Origin of the sequence: Bacteroides sp. AM16-13 (assembly GCF_003602705.1) — a bacterium.
Lineage (GTDB): Bacteria > Bacteroidota > Bacteroidia > Bacteroidales > Bacteroidaceae > Bacteroides > Bacteroides xylanisolvens.
This window is the reverse complement of sequence record NZ_QTLK01000030.1, coordinates 1-20,531: the sequence shown is the minus strand read 5'-3', so window position 1 is coordinate 20,531 and position 20,531 is coordinate 1. Positions and strand designations below refer to the sequence as shown.

Here is a 20,531-nt window from a genome sequence, read left to right as displayed (position 1 = left end):
TTCTAACTTTTTGTGAAGATAGTGTGAAGAATAAGCAATCCTTATATAAGTGGTTATATGAGACGTATGAGAACGATTTGTTTTCATACGGCATTGCTTTTGGCATTAGTAAAGAACTTTTAGAAGATGCCATTCACGATGTTTTTTTGCATTTATATGAGCGTGAGCACAAACTTTGGGAAAGTCAGAATATGAAGTTCTATCTGTTGAACTGTTTGAAGAACCGGATTCGGACCATTAAGAAAAAAGAAATGAATACCGAATTTCTGGAAGAAGGTTCTGATAACTATAGTTTCCTTATTGAAGTGAACGGCTTTGAACTCATAGATGAAGAAAAAGAAAGAGCCGCTATGCAAAAACAGCTGAAAAAGATGCTGGATAGCCTTACAGACCGGCAACGGGAGGCTGTATATCTTCGTTATACCCAAGGACTTAGCTATGAGGAAATCGGGAAATTGATGGGAATACAACCTAAAGCAGCACAGAAATTAGTGTATCGGGCTATCGAACAAATGCGTAAAATTCAGCCTCAAATTATTTATTTTTTCCTTTTCGGTTATTTTCTTTAATTTTCGTGGGGGTATTTTTGTTCTTTGCGTGTTTTTAAAGTGAAACCGTAAAAAGAACGAGTATGCATTCAGATCGAATACCCGAATCGACAAAACAATGGCTACAAAATGAAGACTTCATATTGTGGTGTCTGGCTCCTACCCAGGAATCGGAAGAATGGTGGGTTAATTATCAAAAAGAGCATCCCGAAGATCAAGCATCCCTACAGGAGGCCCGCAAAATCATATTATCTGCCCGGCTGAATCCGGTTCAGCGCTTACCCGAAGAATCAGAAAGATTGTGGGCACGTATAGAGACAAGCATGGAGCGTCGTGATAAGAGACATCGTTTTATCTTATTTACCCGTTATGCTGCCGCCTGTGTACTAATATTAGGTATTGTTTCTTTCTGGTTGATTCATTCTTTTCAGACGTCCGGAACTGCTGATGATCTGCTTGTCAATGTGAAAGCAGATACTCTGTATCAGAAAGTAATGCTGATAAGAGATGATGCGGAAGCGATTCAGATAGAGAATAATGCCGTCATTACTTATGATAGCAATATTACTATTCAATCCGATGGTAAGGAAACAGAGATAATCAAAGAGGGAGCGGTTCAACCCGGAAAACAAAATACACTGATAGTTCCTTATGGTAGCCATTCATCCATTGTATTGGCAGACGGATCGAAAGTATGGATTAATTCCGGAAGTAAATTACGTTTCCCTTCCTCTTTTGGTCCGGGCGAACGCAGGATAAAAGTAGAAGGAGAGATTTATATAGAAGTTGCCAAAGATACTTCCCGGCCTTTTTATGTAGAGACACCCCAACTGACAGTTAATGTATTGGGAACAAAGTTTAATGTGTCTGCCTATGCTGATGATGCATTGCAATCCGTGGTGTTGGTAGAAGGAAAAGTAAATGTAAAAGCAAACTCCAATGAAGATTTTGTCCTTTTGCCTAATCAGCGTTTTAAGTTGAGTGATGGGATATCCGGCATCGACGAAGTTAATGCTTACGATTATATTTCATGGAAAGATGGCGTACTTCAGTTCCGGGGTGAGACAATGAAAGATATTATCCAACGGCTAAGTCGCTACTATAATGTATCTATCACATGTACACCGGAAGTTGCGCAAAAGTGTACAATGGGAAAACTTATCTTATTTGATGATATAGAACAAGTCATGAAAACCTTCTCGTTGCTGTACGATGTCCAGTGTACAATTGAAGCGGGAAGTATAAAAATCGAGTAATAACCCTAAAAATTTAATGCCTATGAATAAACCACAGAAATGAAGCCTTTGTAAAAAAGAAGTTCGGAAGAGAGGCAACTCTTCCGAACCCGTGAGATTTAAATTTTTCAATTACTTATGAAAAACCTAAAAATTGATACGCAAAAATATGGAAAATTCCTATTACAATCATGCAAATAGGGCATATTTTCTTTGTAAATCATATCTGTTTGTGAAATTTTTTGTTATTTTTCTATTTATAGCGAATGTAACTCTCGCTAATGGAAATGGAACGAGCGAACTCTATGATATAAAGAAAGGGACTCTACTGGAATATTTTAAAGATATAGAGAAAGAAACAGGCTACGTTTTCATCTATTCGAAAGATATCCGACCTAGTTTAAATCAAGTTGTCAGTGTAGATCTATCTAGGAAGAAGACAATCACAGAAAAATTGTCAGCCTTGTTTGAAAAGACAAATCTGGTATATGAAATAAATGGAAAACAGATTGTTGTAAAGAGAAAAACGGCAGTGAAAAAGAATCTTTCTTCACAGCCACAGGAACCTCGGAGAATAACCGGTACTATTACCGATACAAAAGGAGAACCGATTATCGGTGCCAATATCAAGGAAGTCGGTACATTTAACGGCATAATTTCCGATATAAACGGGCGCTTTGCCTTATCTGTAAATCCGAATGCAGTTTTGGAAATCAGTTATATCGGTTATGTCACGACGACAGTACCTGTAAAAGACAATAAAGTGCTTTCTATTGAAATAAAAGAAGCCGAGCAAAGTCTGGAGGAAGTCGTTGTTGTCGGCTACGGAAAGCAGAAGAAAGAAAGTGTGACAGCATCTATCGCTTCTATTTCGAGGAAAGAACTGGTACAGACACAACAATCCAATATTAGTAACATGCTGGTAGGACGAATGCCGGGATTGATTGCTTTTCAAAGAAGTGGTGCTCCCGGCGAAGACGCTTCCAGTCTGTTAATCAGAGGTGTCAGTACATTTACAGACAACACGGCTCCTTTAATAATGATCGATGGCATCGAACGAACTAATTTTGACGGCATAGATCCGAATGAAGTTGAATCATTGAATATACTTAAAGATGCTTCGGCAACAGCGATCTATGGAGTAAAGGGAGCTAACGGCGTAGTATTAATTACTACCCGTAAAGGGGAAAGAGGGCGTCCCCGGTTGAGCTATTCGGGTAATTTTGCTTTGCAGCAATCTACCCAGCTCCCCAGTTATCTGAATAGTGCGGATTATGCAACTTTATACAATGAAGCTTTAGAAAATGACTCCCGGGTTTCGGGTTCTACCTACCAACCGAAATTCACGGATAAAGATATTGAATTGTACAGAAATGGCTTTGATCCGATTTTGCATCCGAACACTAACTGGATAGACGATTTTCTTAGAAAGTTTTCTACCCGCACTCAACATAACATCAACCTTTCGGGTGGTACAGAACGTGTGAAATACTTTATATCGGGAAGTTATTTCGATCAGACCGGTATCTATAAACATACCAAGATAGATTCGGATCATGATGTAAATCCCCGTAACACCCGTTATAACTTCAGAACTAATTTCGATTTTCAGATAACGCGGGACTTTTCGGCAACTGTTCAAATGGCCGCCCAGATAGGCAGAGTGATTACTCCGGGCTCCGGTAACAGTGGAATCTGGCAAGCTATTTCTTTTGCCAATCCCTTGAGCTCTCCGGGATTGGTGGACAATAAAATTGTCCGCATACAGGATGGATTGGGAAGCGTCAATCCCTGGCAAACCTTATTAAGCAACGGTTATCAGAAAGATAATAGAAATAACATCAATACAACATTACGTCTGAATTATGATTTATCATCTTTGCTGACCAAAGGTTTGTCCGTACACGGGAGTATCGCGTATGATAGCTATTATTACAGCCGTAAGAAATATTCGAAAACCTTTCCTTATTATCTTGCGCGCCGTGATGCGGAAGATCCGGATTACATCTATCTGATCCCCCAATCAGAAGAGAGTATCTGGTCTGTAAGTACCGGATGGGATAAGAACCGGAAAGTATATATGGAGTTTGGAATTGATTATAATAGAACTTTCGGGCTTCATAAAACGACAGCACTTATTCTGTATAATCAGAGTAAATACTATTCCCCCTCCCTTCAATATTATGTACCTAATGCTTATCAGGGATTGGTAGGACGATTGACCTATGAATATGCCTCCCGTTATTTGGCAGAATTCAATATGGGATACAACGGAACCGAGAATTTTGCCAAAGGCAAACGGTTCGGATTTTTTCCTGCTGTTTCATTAGGTTGGGTCATCAGTGAAGAAAAGTTTTTTCCGAAAAACAATATCGTTAAATATCTAAAGGTGAGAGGGTCCTACGGAGAGGTAGGAAACGATCAGATAGGTGGTGATCGATTTTTGTATCTGCCGTCTTCTTATGGAGCAGCGAGCGATTCGGGTGTGAACAAGTATAATTTCGGTTTGGCTTCCAATCCGTATACTTCACTGATGATTGTTGAAAATAAAATCGGTAATCCTGATTTGACTTGGGAAAAGGCGAAAAAGATGAATGTCGGTGTAGATATTAATCTGTTCAATAATTGTCTGACTGCTTCATTTGATATATTCAAAGAAAAACGAAATAACATATTAGCCAACAGATCAACATCCCCCATGATTATAGGTGCTAATCTTCCTGCATATAATTTTGGAGAAATGGAAAATCGCGGTTGGGAAATGGACCTTAATTTTAGACATCATATACAAGATTTCCATTATTGGGCACGCTTCAATTATTCATTTGCGAGGAATGAAATCATCTACATGGATGAAGTGCAGAAGAGATATGATTATCAGATGACTACCGGAAGAAGAAAGAATCAGTTTTTCGGACTGATCTTTGACGGATACTATAACTCGTGGGAAGAAATCAATGCATTAGACCGTCCTAAAAGTTCATGGAGCGGGAATCAGTTGCAACCGGGAGACGTCAAGTATGTAGACGTCAACCAGGATGGAGTGATTGATGATTACGACATGGTTCCGATAGGATACACCCCCGTACCGGAGATTATTTACGGTTTCTCATTCGGAGCGCAATATAAAGGATTTGATTTCTCCATCTTATTTCAGGGAGCCGACAATGTATCCATTAAATATTTCGGACGGTCGATGTGGCCTTTCGCGAAAGGAGAAGAGAGTGCGAAATCTCTGATAAAAGAACGTTGGACACAGGAACGGTATGAGGCAGGAGAAAAGATCACCTTTCCCCGTTTGTCTCTGAATCCCAACGGAGAAACCGATCACAACTATCGTCCTTCTACTCTTTGGATACGGGATGCCAGTTATTTGCGATTGAAAAACCTCGAAGTAGGATATACATTTACCGGAGGTTTTGTCAAACGGCTTAACCTGAATAGTGTAAGATTATATTTCAACGGTTCCAATTTATTCACGTGGACAGATGTGGTAGATCTGGACCCGGAAGCACCTTCGAGAAGTGGAAATGTTGAAATCAATACATATCCGTTGCAGAAAGTATATAATATTGGTCTTAATATAAATTTTTGATAATCATGAAAAGAATAACATATATATGTGCAATACTTCTGTCGTCTGTATTGATGTTTTCGTGTAGTGACTATCTGGAAGCTCCGCCCTCTGTCGATTTGGATGAAGACGGTGTCTTTGCCGACAGGACTTTGACAGAACAATACATAACAGGCATCTATGCAGAAGGTATGCCGCTGGGGTTCTCGATGGGAAGTAGCGGGATCGACCGTAAATTGTGTGCAACCTCAACCCTGGCAGGAGCGTGTGATGAAGCCGAACAAGGTGCAAACTGGGGGAAGGGCAATGCCTCGTGGAACGTGGACAATCATAACAACAGCAGCATAGACTGGGATGAAGACCCCCGTCACAACACCCGTTGGCAGACATTACGAAAATGCAATATCGTGCTTGAACGTATTGACGAAGTGCCCGATGATCCGGGAGACGTTGATTTTAAGACACGTTCCAGAGGCGAAGCCTATTTTATGCGGGCTTTGGTCTTCTGGGAAGGAGTATATAGATATGGTGGACTGCCTATAATACACCGTAGAATAAATCCGTCGGAAGATGGTAAACTACCCCGTAATACATTTTCCGATTGTGTAGACTCCATTCTTGTCGATTGTGACCGGGCTGCCTCCATATTACCGGATTATTATACGAATTCGATATTGGTGGGACGGGCAAACAGGATAGCCGCCTTAGCCCTCAAATCCAGAGTACTCCTGTATGCGGCGAGTCCTTTGTTCAATACCGACGATCCGTACCTTCCTTTAAGTGGAAATAATGACCTGATAGGATATGGAAACTATAGTAAAGAACGCTGGAATGAAGCTGCTAAAGCAGCCAAGGCAGCCATTACCGCTGTTGAATCTTCTGGCTATTATGACTTGTACGATGAGGGAACACCTGAAACAAATTACGAACATGTGTGGACTGCTCCCGATAACAAAGAAATAATTCTGGCCAACAAAAAATATCGGAATTTCACAACAAGCAGTCATCCCATAACAAGCAATATACCGGCATGGGCGGGAAGTAGTTGGAGCGACGGCGGTCTTTTTACAACCTTCAATTTCGTGCGTTTCTATGAGAAAAAAGACGGGAACCAACAAACATGGAATATGGATGGTGGCGATGATCTGCTTGAAAAGTACGACGAACTGGACCCTCGTTTTGCGCAAACCATTGCAGCACATGGAGCTAACTGGAATACAGAGATTGGAATTCTTAATTTTCTGCCCGGTGGAGCTCACAATGTAGCCAATGATAAAACGAAACACCTGGTTCGCAAATGGGTACCTCGCGTACTAAGAGCAACGGCTCCGCGCAACTCCACTAATATGGACTGGATTGTCTTCCGGGTAGCCGAACTCTATCTGAATTATGCAGAAGCTTTGAATGAATATTATGAAACTCCCCCGAAAGAAGCATTCGATGCAGTCCTGAAAGTTCGTGAACGCTCCGGAATGCCGGGCTTTCCTTCCACTTTGAATAAAAAGCAGTTCAGGGAGAAACTGCGAAGAGAACGAGCCGTGGAACTGGCTTATGAAGATCATCGTTTCTGGGATATAAGACGTTGGCTGATAGCCGATGATGAAGGTGTTATGAAAGGTGCCATGTATGGATTGCAGCTCTCCGCTGTTACAGGAGCACCGGGTAAAGTACATTACAAACCTTATGTCTTTGAAAACAGATTATGGAGTGACCGTTCTTATTTACATCCTATCAAGCAGACCGAAATAGATAAAGGGTATATGCTTCAGAATCCGGGATGGTAAATATGTTCAATCAACTAAAAATAAAAGGTATGACAATAATAAACAGTATATACAAAGGGAAGCGTTATGCTATACTTTTGACTACTATTCTCACTTTTTATGCTCCCGTTTTGTTTGCTCAACACATAGCCGATTCTGCACTTGTAGAAGTCGCCTATGGGCAACAACCGGAATGGAGGCGAACAAGTGCCATTTCTTCCATACGTGGGGAAGATTTGCTGAAAACTACTTCCGCAAGCTTGGGAAATAGTCTGCAAGGACAGCTTCCCGGACTAACATTGTTGCAACAAAGCGGAGAGCCCGGCTATGATTTCTCTATCGCGAATCTCTACCTCCGGGGACGTACTTCCTATGCAAGCGGACAAAAAATGCTGGTATATGTCGACGGTTTCGAAGCCCCGATTGAAAGTCTGTCCACTGCGGAAATCGAGTCTGTAACATTATTGAAAGACGCTTCGGCTCTGGCTTTATATGGTATGCGTGGTGCAAATGGTGTTTTATTGGTGACAACCAAGAAAGGATGCGTTTCCGCTCCGCAAGTCAGTATCCGTTTACAAACGGGAATACAACAACCGTTGGGCGTTCCCGATCCTATCAATGCGTATGATTATGCCACCTTATACAATCAGGCGCGTGTGAATGACGGATTGCCTCGTTTATACACTCCAGAGGAATTGAATGCCTATCAGAACAACACCGATCCTTACTTTTACCCCAATGTAAACTGGAAAAAGGCCATTTTGAATAATACAGCTCCTTTGAGTATGGCTGATTTAAGTTTTAAAGGAGGAGGAGATGTGGTGCAATACTATGTAATGATGAATCTTTTGCAGAACATCGGTTTCTACAAAGACACCGATAAAAAACGCCGGGAAAACTCGAATGCCTATTATGCGAGCTTTAATTTCAGGTCTAATTTGAATATCCAGATAAGCAAACACCTGTCTACCGGACTCAATTTTAGCGGGAGTGTAGGTAATCGCTCTATTCCCGGAGGCAGCAGTTCTGCCAACGGACTTTTGGGAGCGATATGGAGAACAGCTCCGAATGCATTTCCGGTGTACAACCCCGACGGATCGTATGGAGGAAATGCCGCTTTTACCAACCCGGTCGGTAATATCGTCAGCAGAGGGCTTTATAAAGAAAACAGCCGGACTTTCCAACTGATTTTTATGCCTAAATACGACCTGGAGAAACTGACAAAGGGATTAAGTGTCAGTGCCGGTATTGCCTACAACAACTATATGGCGGATTCATCTATAAAGAATCAGAATTATGCCCGTTATTCTCTTTCCAAAGGAGCAGGGGGAGAGGTGCTATATACACCCTACGGCGCTGATTCTCCTTTGGAATCCGATGAAGGATTCCGTACTGACTGGAGCCGTCTGAACTTTAAGGCACAGTTGGATTATGATCGCGTTTTCAAGCAACATCAACTCACTGCCAGCATCTTTTTCCTGTCTGATTTATATCAGAAATATGGAAGTCGTGATGACATTAAATACTTGAATTATGCAGGGCGGGTAACTTACTCTTATAATCAAAAATACATAGGAGAATTTGCAGCTTCATATACAGGTTGTGATGATTATGCTCCTGGAAAAAGATATGGATTCTTTCCCGCTTTCTCCGCCGGATGGATACTGTCGAAAGAAAACTTCATGAAAAATATCAACTGGGTTGAATATTTGAAACTAAGAGCATCTATCGGACTGGTTGGAAACAATCAGAATGAGAACGGACGTTATCTGTTCGACCAGACTTATAGCAGTAACGGCTCCTATTTTTTAGGTACAGGGTCGTCATCAACAGGCGGGTTTCGGGCAGATATGATTGCCAATCCCGATATTAGTTGGGAGAAGGAACGTGTATTCAATATTGGATTGGATGCAGTTTTACTGAAAGGGCTGTCGGTAGAATTCGATTATTTCCATAAAGAAAGATATGATATCCTGTCACAGCCGTATTCCACTATTCCCGGATTTGTTGGAGCCTCTTATGGCGACATATTGCCTTATATGAATGTAGGTAAAGTAAAGAATCAAGGTTTCGAGGGTACGATCAGGTACGAAAGCAGTCTTAAAAACAACTTCAACTATTACGTTGAAACATCGGCGTGGTATGCAAAGAATGAAATTGTCGATATGGCGGAAGAAGTGAAACTCTACGATTATCAATATCGTAAAGGACGTTCCGTGAATACTCCTTTTGTACTTGTTGCTGACGGACTGTATCAGGAGAGTGATTTCGATTCGAATGGAAGTCTGAAGTCACATTTACCGGTACCGCAGTTTGGAGAAGTAAACCCCGGTGATATAAAATATATCGATAAAAATGGTGATGGAGTAGTCGATTCCAATGACTCCTATCCTGTGGGATATTCTAATATTCCGGAGTGGAATTATGCTTTGAAAATAGGCTTTGAATGGAAAGGGATAGACGTTGAGGCTTTATTTCATGGCGTTGCCAATAGAGACATCTATTTGAGCGGGCCGTTGGCTTATTCCTTTACCGACAATGGCTCTGCTTCAAAACTGGCTCTCGACAGCTGGACACCGGAGAATCCCAATGCTTCTTATCCCCGTTTGTCTACCCGGACATTTGAAAACAATTACCGGATATCTACATATTGGAAAAGAAACGGAAACTACTTCAGAATGAAGAATATCCGGATTGGATATACCTTCCCCCAGTCAATAGCAAGAGCGATAAAATTGTCCAGATTGTATGTGTATGCTAATGCGAGCAATCTTTTCACCGTGAGTCATCTTGACGGATTGGCCGACCCGGAAAGCAGTTCTTTGATTACATATCCGTTGACACGTTCCTACAACCTGGGAATAAAAATTGATTTTTAATAGGTAAGAACAAAAATATAATAATTATGAAATACCCAATAGGTTTATCTATCATATTGAATGCTCTTGCTGCTATCAGCATATTGTCTGGATGCAGTGATTATCTGGACAGAGAGTATGATTCGTTTATCGACAACGAGATGACCTTTACTTCCTATGAACGTACAAGCAAATTTCTAGTCAATGCTTATCGGTATCTGCCTGATGGTTTCAACCGTATCGGTTCCGAAGCTATGTTGGATGCCGCTACCGATGATGCCGAACATGCTAATGCCTCCTGCAACATCCAGCACTTCAACACCGGAGCCTGGAATTCAAGGTCCAATCCGGATGATTTGTGGAATAAGTATTACGCAGGAATTCGCATAGCGAATGAATTTATAGAAAATGTAGACAGAGTGAATCTGGATAAATACAGACTCGATCCGGATAATCAGAATGAATATCAGAACCGTCTGAATGACTTGAAAACATGGAAATATGAGGCCCGTTTTTTAAGAGCGTTTTTCCATTTCGAGCTGGTGAAACGTTTCGGACCTGTACCTGTGATTACTTCTACACTATCCGTCAATGCGGATTATTCGGAGACTCCACGCCCGTCTATGGACGATTGCATCTCATTCATCTCCAGCGAATGTGATAAGGTAGCCGAAGTGCTCGATTTAACTCCGGGACGAGGAATCGATTCGGATTTGGGACGTGCAACGAAGGGAGCCGCATTGGCTTTGAAAAGCAGAGTTTTATTGTATGCGGCCAGTCCCTTGTATCTGGACTGGCAGAATTTTTCGGAAAGCGATCTTCCTTCCGATATGGAGAAATGGAAAGCTGCGGCACAGGCTGCGAAAGACGTAATTGATCTGGGCATATATTCGTTGTATGGCAGTTATGCCACTTTATTCAAGAATAACTTTCAGAATTCCGAGTTTATTCTGATGCGTCGTTATGGAAACAATTCCGACTTTGAAAAATACAACTTTCCTGTCAGTTATGGTGGGGTAGGCGGCATCAATCCTTCGTTGAATCTGGTAGACTCTTATGAAATGAAAGATGGCAGCTATTTTAGTTGGGAGAATGAGGAAAATGCCGTTCGTCCGCAATTCTACCGGGATGACAGGTTGAATGCTACCATTCTGCTGAATGATTCCGTTTGGAAAAGCACGGCGGTAGAGAATTGGGACGGTGGAAAAGACGGTCTGGGCGTTACCAATGCAACCAAAACCGGATTCTATCTGAAAAAATACCTCAATGAAGATGTGAATATCCAAACCGGCGGAGGAAGTCAGGGACATATCTGGCCGTTGTTTCGTTTAGCGGAGATTTACCTGAATTATGCGGAAGCCTTGAACGAATACGATCCCGAAAATGCGGATATAGCAGAATACGTCAATCGAGTGCGCAGCCGTGCCGGACAACCGAATCTGCCTTCCGGATTGACGCAGGACGAAATGCGTGAGCGTATCCGGCGTGAACGTCGTGTCGAACTGGCATTTGAGGAGCATCGTTCGTGGGATGTAAGACGGTGGAAGATTGCGCAAGAAACACTCGGAGGAGATTTGCTAGGTCTTGAAATCACCCGTAAGAATCAGGCTCGAAGAGCTGTTACCCGGAATTCCGTAATACCGGCTAACGAAGTTCCGGAAGGATGGCATTATTACGATGGAGACGAATTCAATGATTTGGTCATAAACAACTCATATTGGGGACAGTATGGAAGCGACACTCCGGTAGGAAACTCCCAGTATGGACAACCCACCGGAAATATCCAGACTTATCGTAAAAAACAGATTACGATTGAGAAAGGGAGTGGCGGATTGAGCTTTGCCCGGATAACAGCCACCAAGGACGACAATCCACCGGCTCCGACATTAAGCACTGCCAGTACGAGAGAAGGATGGTGGTCGGGAGCTTTGTCCAGCCGGGATACCGACAAATATGGTTATCAGGGGAAATATTACCCTCTGCATTCCCGCATTGAGATTCGTGCAAAAATACCTTATATATATGGTATATGGATGGGACCGTGGTGTCGTCATTATGCAGGAGCCAGTGTTGCGGAACTTGACATCGAAGAGTTTTTCGTCAAGGAATTTGAGAATACGGCTTCACCCCGCCGGCTTAGCCAGGCTTTACATTTGCATGATAATAAAACAGGCAATCTGGGAATCAACGTGAATGGGTACGGACGACATACAGTGCTTGATTTTGATCCGGGAGCAGACTTCCATACGTATGGCGTTCAGGTAGATCCGGACCCGGTTTCTCCGGATAAGCATGCTATCATCAGCTACCTGTTGGATGGTAAAGTAACCAATACATTCAAGACGATTGACTATGATGACAGATATAATACATTTATAACCAAAGCAATAGCGGAGGGAAGAGAAAAGCGAACCTGGGACATTGCGATAACCGGACAAATCGGAGGAAAGAATGAAAATGGTATCGGCTATCCCGAAGACAGGAATGCCAATTTGAGAAACGTTTCGATGGATGTAGATTGGGTACGTGTATTTACCCGGGATGAAACAGAACCAGAGATTCCTGAAAAGCCGGAATATCCCGTCGAGAAGTTTGATTATTCCCGTGCTGTGGTAGAAAAGAGAGTGTTTGATTCTAAAATGTATTGGTATCCCATACCTGAAAGTGAGATTCTGCAGTTGAAGAACTGGAAACAGAATCCGGGTTGGTAAATCATTAAAAAGAAATATCATGTTGAAAATAAAGATTCTAATAATCATATTTTGCTGTATCGGGGTGGTGAAAGCCCAAACCGTTATTCCTCCTTCATCAGAAACCCCTCCCGGATGGATTTATTACGATGGAGACGAGTTTAACGGAGATGTGATTGACTCCCGGTATTGGGGAATATATGGTTCCCAAAAAGTGGGGCGACCCACCTATAATCAGGAAAATAAAGCCATGCTTCAGACATACCGTCCGGAGCAGGTCTTTATCGAAACCCTTCCTACAGGAGAGAAGATTTGTCGAATTCACTCATTCAAAAGTAAAGATGCGCCCAGTCCCGTTCATCCCAGTGTGAAGAGCAAGACCGGATGGTGGTCGGGAGCGCTGTCCAGCAGAGATTCCGATACGGAGAAATATTATCCTCTTTTCTGCCGCATAGAGATCAAAGCCAAAGTCCCATATCTATATGGGCTTTGGAATGCACTTTGGTTGAGGCATTATAAAGGAGCTGGAGTAGCCGAAATAGATATACTGGAGTTTTTTACCAAAGCTTTCGGGGAAAATCCTTATCCGGCCAAAGCGAATCAAACCTTGCATTTGTTCAATTCGGAAACGCAAAAGTTGGGAATCAATCTACCCAAAGGTCAGATACGATATACTGAAATCGGAGACGATAAGCCGGGAGATAATTTCCATGTATATGCGGTTCAGATAGATCCCGATCCTGTTGATAACAATCATGCCATCATTACGTTTCTGATAGATAATAAAGTCAATTACCAGATACATACCCGTACACAGTTGGGGGATGCATATACTGATTTTATCACTAAGGCTCGTAAAGAGAATCGGCTGGACAGAGTTTGGGATATTGCTATCACCGGGCAGGTAGGAGCATTTGACAAGTTGGATGTCGGCTATCCTGCGGAGGAATTGCAGCAATTTGATTTCGATATTGATTGGATAAGAGTTTATGTTCGCGATCCGCATACCCGGATCGTCGGAAATAGTAAACTACCTCATACTCCGGAAGCGGATTCATTTGTTAAAGATTTGCTCTCACGGATGACTGTGGAAGAGAAGATCGGCCAGTTATCCCAATACGTAGGCCGTACCCTTCTAACCGGTCCTGAATCAGAATATTTGAGCGATTCATTGATAGCACGCGGACTTGTAGGTTCTGTTTTGAATATATCCGGTGCAAAGACATTGCGTGATTTGCAGGAAAAGAATATGCGTTATTCCCGGATAAAGATACCGATTCTTTTTGGGATGGACGTGATTCATGGATATAAGACAATCTTTCCGACTCCTTTGGCGGAATCGTGTAGTTGGGATTTAGCAGCGATCGAACGAGCTGCCAAGATTGCTGCGATTGAATCCTCGGCAGCCGGACTACATTGGACGTTCGCTCCTATGGTCGACATCGCAAGAGACGCCCGTTGGGGCAGGGTAGTGGAAGGAGCAGGAGAAGACACCTACCTGGGAAGTGAAATAGCCAAAGCAAGAGTGAATGGTTTTCAGTGGAATCTTTGGGAGAATAATTCAGTATTGGCATGTGCAAAGCATTGGGTAGCTTACGGACTTCCCCAGGCGGGAAGAGATTATGCTCCGGTGGATATGTCGGAACGGACTTTGTTTGATACTTATCTACCTCCTTTTAAGGCTTGCATTGATGCGGGAGTACTTACTTTTATGAGTGCTTTCAATGATATAAATGGTATTCCTGCGTCCGCACATCCGTTCCTGCTCAAAGACTTATTGAGAGGGCAATGGAATTTCAATGGTTTTGTGGTAAGCGATTGGGAAGCAGTGAAGCAGCTGGTGGCGCAGGGAGTGGCGGAAGACGATAAAGACGCTACCCGTCTGGCTTTCAATTCCGGCATCGACATGGATATGACAGATGGGCTCTATAATAAATACATGAAAGAACTGATAGAAGCCGGTAAAATCAGTATGGAAGATGTCGACAATTCCGTCAGTCGGATTCTGCATATCAAATATGCTTTGGGACTGTTTGTTGATCCATATAAATTCTGTAATGAAGAATACGAATCGCAGACAATCATGAAAAAAGAATTTCTGGATGCAGCACTGGACATGGCTCATAAATCGGCTGTCCTGCTGAAGAATGACAATCATACATTACCGCTGGCAAAAAATGTCCGTTCCATTGCCGTGGTAGGTCCGCTGGCCGATAATCAGACCGAACTGCTGGGCTCGTGGAGAGCAAGAGGGGAAGATCGCCATGTGACGACTGTATTGCAGGGCATAAAGAACAAAATCGGCGGTAACAAAACGAAAGTTGGATATGCCCGTGGTTGCGATTTTGACGGAGAAGATAAGTCAGGATTCAAAGAAGCAGTGAAATTGGCTTCCAAAAGTGATATGGTGATTGCCGTTGTCGGTGAAAAAGCTTTGATGAGTGGCGAATCGAGAAGCCGTGCCCAACTGGATTTGCCGGGTGTGCAGGAAGAATTGATAAAAGAACTGGTTGCCACAGGGAAACCCGTTGTCGTCGTATTGATGAATGGGCGTCCGCTGTCTATCGAATGGGTGGACAAGAACGTATCGGCCATTCTCGAAACCTGGTTTTTAGGTACTTCTGCAGGAACCGCTATTGCTGATATACTGTTCGGTGATTATAATCCTTCCGGAAGATTGACCATTTCTTTTCCACGGGTAGAGGGACAAGTACCGGTTTACTATAACTATAAGAAATCCGGACGTCCGGGAGATATGCCCCATTCCTCAACCACCCGGCATATCGATGTTCCGAATGCTCCGCTCTATCCTTTTGGTTACGGTTTGAGTTATACCACATTCAGTTATTCAGTTCCGCAGAGCACCCAAAAAGAATATACGCGACAGGAGACCATCTCCGTTTCGGTGACAGTAACCAATACCGGAGACAGAGATGGCGAAGAGACTGTGCAACTGTATGTGAATGATAAAGTTGCTTCTGTTGTGCGTCCGGTAAAGGAGTTGAAGGCATTCAAAAAAATATTCCTGAAAGCGGGGGAGTCAAAGACCGTTCAGTTTGACATTTCTCCTTTAGCTTTAGGCTTTTATGATGCTGCCATGAACTATGTGGTAGAACCCGGTGAATTTGAAATTATGACCGGCTGCAACAGTAATGATTTACAAACCATATCGGTCAAACTAATAAATTAGAAGGAGGAACCGTTCTATGAGAAATTGGATAATTGTATTTTTTGTCATCTTTGCCGCTCGGCTTTCTGCACATGACGGTGACAGTATAAAGATCACACACGGTCCTTACCTGTGTGATATGAGTACCGACGGCGTGACAGTGGTATGGACTACAAACAAACCTGCTCTTTCGTGGGTGGAAGTGGCGCCTGCCGGTGAAGATCATTTCTATGGGAAGGAACGTCCGCGATATTACGATACGGAGTCCGGACGTAAGCGGGCCAATGATACAATCCACCGTGTACGCATCAAACATTTGGAACCCGGCAGGGAATACAGATACCGGATTTTTTCGAGAGAAGTTGTCTCTTGGCCTTCGAGTGACTGGGTAACTTATGGATTGATTGCTGCTTCAAATGTATACAAGCAAGAACCTTTCAGATTCAGAACTTTCGACGACCGGAAGAAAGAAATTTCCTTTCTGGTATTAAATGATATTCACGGGCGGAGTGACTATATGAAGTCTCTGTGTCGGGAAGTAGATTTCAAATCTCTTGATTTCGTTTTGCTTAATGGAGATATGTCGTCATGGGTAGAGGGGCAGGAGCAGATATGTAAAGATTATATTGATGCTTGTGTCGAATTGTTTGCGTCCGAAGTGCCTATTGTTTTCAATCGGGGAAACCATGAAACACGTGGAGTTTATTCCGATGCGTTGATAAAGTATTTTCCTACGTCTACCGGAACTTTTTATTATCGTTTCAACATAGGTAAGGTTTGTTTTCTTGTTCTTGATTCCGGTGAAGATAAGCCGGATTCGGATTTGGAGTATGCCGGTATTGCCGACTATGACAATTATCGAGAAGAAGAAACCCTATGGTTGCGGAGTGTGGTGGAAGAAAACGATTTTAAGCAATCATCCCTTCGGATCGCATTCCTGCACATCCCGCCGACGATAGGCAATTGGCATGGAAACTATCATTTGCAGCAAACCTTGTTGCCCGTTTTAAATACGGCTGGAATTGATCTGATGTTATCCGGACACACTCATAAATATTATTTCCGTGAATCAGAACCCGATAAAGCCAACTTTCCCATCCTTGTCAATGATAATAACAGCTATCTGCTTTGTAAGATAAAAGATGGAAAAATGGTGATTGATGTGGTAGGAGCGAATGGAAAAGACAAGAAGCAACATCAGTTTGATGTGAAATTTTAGTCAAATACCATTAGATTCCAATAGTATAGTTATTTATAATTTAATGTAATCATGAAGATGAAAACTATAATAAAATTATTATTTGTATTTTCGTTGCCATTTATTTTCTGTCGTTGTGCCGACGACGGGATACACTATGAACGGGAAATCAATGTTCCCGAAGGTATCTATCTGACGGGGAGTGCGTCCCAATTCTCGGTAGAGGCAATCAATGGTAAAATGAATGTGATAAAAGAGGGCACTTTGGTCGCATTGAACACATGGCTGACATCCAGCGGAGATTTTTATATCTCTTTAGTCGGACCGGATGGGCAACCCGTTTATTATGGGCAGGGAGCGCTTTTGCAAAACGACAACAGTGAGGTGTCAACTTATTCTTTGGCTCCTGGAACCGGCGGTTTCAGAGTAATGGAAGATGGATTGTATCAGCTAATTGTGAATCCTTTATTGAAACAGGTTAATATTGTTCCATTCAATTTCCGTTTGACGAGTAAATTCGAACTGACAGAAGACGGTGAAAACGAACTCTTTCTTCAAAAACCGTCTTACGACCATATTAACCATGTGGCTACCTGGGTGTCCAGTGGCGAGTTAGAAGTGATATTACCGGCAGAGTTTTCGTTTAATTATACCGATAATACGTCTTTTGATGTGAAGGAAACAGATACGGAGAAATATACATTCTCTTCTATGTACACCGGAACGGGAGGAAGTATAAAAATGAATGTTTTAACTGAAGAATATGCCGAACTAACCAACCAGTCGCAAGTGCAGCTCAATCTTAAAAACAAAGGTGAGTATAAAGTAACGCTTCAATATGAAGTCTTGACAGGAAAATTCTTTGCGAAGATGACGGGCAATGAGATCATAGAACCCGAACCGGAGGGGTATCCGGAGAAACTATATATGATTGGAGATGAATTTGGAAACTGGAATTGGAATTCGACAAATGTGGTAGAGATGGCCCCTGTGGGACAGCTTGGCAATGGTGCATTCTGGACTATCAAGTATTTCAATGCTGGTCAGGGAATTAAATGGGCATCGGAAAAATCTGATGCGGAAAGTTTTGCCTCTTTGGGTACAAATGTCAATTATGTTGTAGGCAGTAACGGAAGAGCGACGGTAGAAACAAGCGGCCTGTATTTGGTATATGTAGATATGAACCGTAATCTTATAGCTTTTGAGAAACCTGCCGTTTATGGAATAGGTGAGTGTTTTGACGGACAGGAAGTATCGTTCGATCTTTCCGGGCAGAATTTCTCTGCTGTCACTACAACACAAGGCAATCTTCAGATGTATGCAACTTCCGACTATAACAATAGAGACTGGAACACTATGGAATTCAACATCTATAATGGACAAATCTATTATCGTGGTGTAGGTGCTGCACTGGAACCGGTTCCTGTTGCTTCTAATATACCAATAGAACTTGATTTCTCTCAAGATAGAGGTAAAATAGCTGTGACTTTTGCCTCTCCAAGTGATGTCCCCTCAACAGCGAAGGCTATTTATATGGTTGGCGATGAATTTGGAAACATGAATTGGGGCTCGGATGGGGTTATCTCATTAGATAAGGTTTGGAACAGTGCCGACCGATGGATACATATTAATTATTTCAATGCCGGAACTAAACTTCGTTTCTCTACATCCAAGATATTTGGTGATGGAGAGTTTACCGGACTGACTAATAATGTGGGCTTCGAAATCTCTGACGAAGGACTGGTGGTTATCCCCCAAAGTGGTACTTATATCATTTTCGTTGATTTAGGTTCGAAGACCATCTCCATCCAAAAGCCTGTAATCTATGGGTATGGAACGGCAGCCGGAGGAAACAACGAAAAGATCTTGCCTTTTACGGAAAGTAGCGACGGGAAAACATTCTCTGTTACTTTACCTAATGGAGGACGTTTCAGAATACATCCTTATATTCCTGCTTTTGATAATCTTAATCCTTCATTTGGTGCTTGGAAACGCGAATATGCTGTTAATCCGGAGACTCTTGAAATCTATTTGCGTAAAGAGGGCATGGATGAACCGAACAAAGATTATGTATGGGCTGCCAACACTATAATAACTCTTGATTTCAGGGCAGCGAAAGGAACGATAGTAGTTCCTTAGCCCGGTCTGCTCCAAGAAAAATTGTAGCTGATTATATTTTTATATCACTTTTACCCTCACACCCTCACACCTTCGTTCAATCCCTTTATTCATCGTGGTTGCAAGGTGTGAGGGAACGTGTGGCAGTAGGGTGAGGGTAAAAAGTTACCCTCACCCTATTTAATTTTAGTTTTACTTTTAATTTATTGATTTATAGTGAAATATACTTCTGTTTGGATGTAAACAACTAATCTCATATCTCACTATTTTGATCCTTTTTCTATCATATAAATGCCGAAAGTGTGTCATTAGTATCTGCTTTTGAAGTACCGTCTCTTATTCTATATTCTTTCATCAATTATAGGTTAATACCTAATGATCTTTCTGTAAACTCTTAATGCTTCTTATGGGCTCACTATAGTAGATAGACTTGTTTACAGTAGTGAGCTTGTTTGTCTACATTTGATAGCTTATTTGTTCACATTGGTGAGCCCTTACTAATCACTAAGCGAGAATGTATACTATTCTCGAACATTTCCGTTCTGCACTCTGTAATCTGAAAAAAGGAGGTATTGACCTAAGTTTAAATAAATGGGTTGAGTTGGTGAGTCTTTGTACTACAGATTTTTCCCTTACAGGCATCTTCTTGCTTTTTCCTTTTTCGCCTTTACGCGCCCGCGTGTGATATAATAATGTGTATCCCTCTCGTCGTTTCCGCGCACAATTTCCCTATACATAAAAAATATGTTCTACAACATCGTTATGCGTCAGCACTTTAGCAAATGTACTCAAAAATAATTAGAAAAAATAGTTTGATATATTTGGAGTGTATACCAAAAGGGCGTACTTTTGCACCCGCTTTCCAAGAGAAGAAAGCCTTGACAAATTGACTTAGTGAAAAAGTGGAATCCCACTTAAAGAAAAGAACAAAAAACTTCCGAAAAAGTTTGGATTATAATAAATAAAGTTCTTATCTTTGCAGTCCGATTCGCAAAGGAAATTGGCAAGAGTTATTCTTTCATACCTTCTTTCCCTTTCGCATAGAGAGCCAGAGAAATCGAGTAAAAAGAAAAACTAAAAAAACTTCCGAAAAAGTTTGGTAGTTAAAAATAAAGCCCTTACCTTTGCACCCGCTTTTAAAACGAAAGCAGCAAGTTCTTTGAAATATTGATAAACAATACAAGTAGTACAAGTAAAAAAATAGAACCGTCAATACTTGTCTTATGAAGTAGTGATACAATTAAGACTAATAGGTATTTGAATAAGGTCAATAAATTTACGGCGTCCTGAACAGAGCAAAAAAGTCATCCTAAGGGATGATAAAAATACTTTTACAATGAAGAGTTTGATCCTGGCTCAGGATGAACGCTAGCTACAG

9 protein-coding genes are annotated in these 20,531 nt (G+C 41.9%); all 9 read left to right on the top strand.

Translation table 11 applies throughout. The features are described 5' to 3' along the window. Nucleotides 1-23 precede the first annotated feature (23 nt). Nucleotides 24-569 carry an RNA polymerase sigma factor gene (locus DW173_RS20015; RefSeq protein ID WP_004296671.1) on the top strand — a complete coding sequence of 182 codons (546 nt, stop codon included), beginning with the start codon at nucleotides 24-26 and terminating at the stop codon, nucleotides 567-569. Nucleotides 570-631: 62 nt separating this feature from the next. Continuing rightward, the gene (locus DW173_RS20010) at nucleotides 632-1,804 is read left to right on the top strand and encodes a FecR family protein (RefSeq protein ID WP_004310276.1); all 1,173 of its coding nucleotides are present in this window, start codon (nucleotides 632-634) and stop codon (nucleotides 1,802-1,804) included. Nucleotides 1,805-1,952: 148 nt separating this feature from the next. Further along, nucleotides 1,953-5,378, top strand: coding sequence for a TonB-dependent receptor (locus DW173_RS20005; protein WP_008025355.1), 3,426 nt, complete (start codon nucleotides 1,953-1,955; stop codon nucleotides 5,376-5,378). A gap of 5 nt (nucleotides 5,379-5,383) precedes the next feature. After that, nucleotides 5,384-7,141, top strand: a complete 1,758-nt coding sequence (locus tag DW173_RS20000) for a RagB/SusD family nutrient uptake outer membrane protein (protein WP_032849776.1) — start codon at nucleotides 5,384-5,386, stop codon at nucleotides 7,139-7,141. A gap of 29 nt (nucleotides 7,142-7,170) precedes the next feature. Beyond that, nucleotides 7,171-9,999 (top strand): SusC/RagA family TonB-linked outer membrane protein, encoded by a 2,829-nt coding sequence (locus tag DW173_RS19995; RefSeq protein ID WP_008025350.1) that lies wholly within the window; start codon nucleotides 7,171-7,173, stop codon nucleotides 9,997-9,999. A 26-nt stretch (nucleotides 10,000-10,025) separates the two neighbouring features. Then, nucleotides 10,026-12,689, top strand: a complete 2,664-nt coding sequence (locus DW173_RS19990; RefSeq protein WP_008025349.1) for a RagB/SusD family nutrient uptake outer membrane protein — start codon at nucleotides 10,026-10,028, stop codon at nucleotides 12,687-12,689. 19 nt (nucleotides 12,690-12,708) lie between these two features. Then, entirely contained in the window at nucleotides 12,709-15,858 is a 3,150-nt protein-coding gene (locus tag DW173_RS19985) for a glycoside hydrolase family 3 N-terminal domain-containing protein (RefSeq protein WP_032849773.1), read from the top strand. Between the two features lie 16 nt (nucleotides 15,859-15,874). Then, the gene (locus DW173_RS19980) at nucleotides 15,875-17,056 is read left to right on the top strand and encodes a metallophosphoesterase (RefSeq protein WP_004296678.1); all 1,182 of its coding nucleotides are present in this window, start codon (nucleotides 15,875-15,877) and stop codon (nucleotides 17,054-17,056) included. Between the two features lie 57 nt (nucleotides 17,057-17,113). After that, on the top strand, nucleotides 17,114-19,174 hold the full coding sequence (locus tag DW173_RS19975; protein ID WP_224262682.1) for a SusF/SusE family outer membrane protein: 2,061 nt from the start codon (nucleotides 17,114-17,116) through the stop codon (nucleotides 19,172-19,174). Nucleotides 19,175-20,531: the final 1,357 nt, after the last annotated feature.

What these genes read in the sequence shown, in the direction of transcription:
- DW173_RS20010 (WP_004310276.1), top strand. Translation starts at nt 632, where the DNA reads ATGCATTCAGATCGAATACCCGAATCGACAAAACAATGGCTACAAAAT.
- DW173_RS20005 (WP_008025355.1), top strand. Translation starts at nt 1,953, where the DNA reads ATGGAAAATTCCTATTACAATCATGCAAATAGGGCATATTTTCTTTGT.
- DW173_RS20000 (WP_032849776.1), top strand. Translation starts at nt 5,384, where the DNA reads ATGAAAAGAATAACATATATATGTGCAATACTTCTGTCGTCTGTATTG.
- DW173_RS19995 (WP_008025350.1), top strand. Translation starts at nt 7,171, where the DNA reads ATGACAATAATAAACAGTATATACAAAGGGAAGCGTTATGCTATACTT.
- DW173_RS19990 (WP_008025349.1), top strand. Translation starts at nt 10,026, where the DNA reads ATGAAATACCCAATAGGTTTATCTATCATATTGAATGCTCTTGCTGCT.
- DW173_RS19985 (WP_032849773.1), top strand. Translation starts at nt 12,709, where the DNA reads ATGTTGAAAATAAAGATTCTAATAATCATATTTTGCTGTATCGGGGTG.
- DW173_RS19980 (WP_004296678.1), top strand. Translation starts at nt 15,875, where the DNA reads ATGAGAAATTGGATAATTGTATTTTTTGTCATCTTTGCCGCTCGGCTT.
- DW173_RS19975 (WP_224262682.1), top strand. Translation starts at nt 17,114, where the DNA reads ATGAAAACTATAATAAAATTATTATTTGTATTTTCGTTGCCATTTATT.